This window comes from Streptomyces sp. P17, assembly GCF_032436805.1.
Classification (GTDB): Bacteria; Actinomycetota; Actinomycetes; order Streptomycetales; family Streptomycetaceae; genus Streptomyces.
The window spans coordinates 1-255 of record NZ_JAVRBF010001141.1 but is presented as its reverse complement, the minus strand read 5'-3'; the positions used below and the strand labels follow the sequence as shown (position 1 = coordinate 255).

Sequence of the window (255 nt, the reverse complement as noted above, 5' to 3'; positions counted from 1 at the left end):
CTCGATCGACCAAGCGAACCAGGCATTGCGCCGGCCCTGGCCGATCAGTTGCCAGGAGTGCAATAGCAACAGCGCCCAGAGCGGCTGCGCCAGCACGGCCGGGCCGAATTCGAGGCTCGGCGCGCCGAAGGCGGTGATCGTCATGGTCAGCAGCACCGCAAGCACCGCCTGCTGGCCGCCGACGATGGCGCGCGACAGCAGATAGACGGTCCAGAGCGTCGCCACGCCGCAGGCCTGCGCCAGCAGATAGACGCC

The 255-nt window shown here is 69.0% G+C and carries 1 protein-coding gene; it reads right to left on the bottom strand.

Translation table 11 applies throughout. The features are described 5' to 3' along the window. Window positions 1-255: glycosyltransferase family 39 protein (locus RMT89_RS44205; RefSeq protein WP_315889400.1), on the bottom strand; the 255-nt coding region annotated here is incomplete at both ends.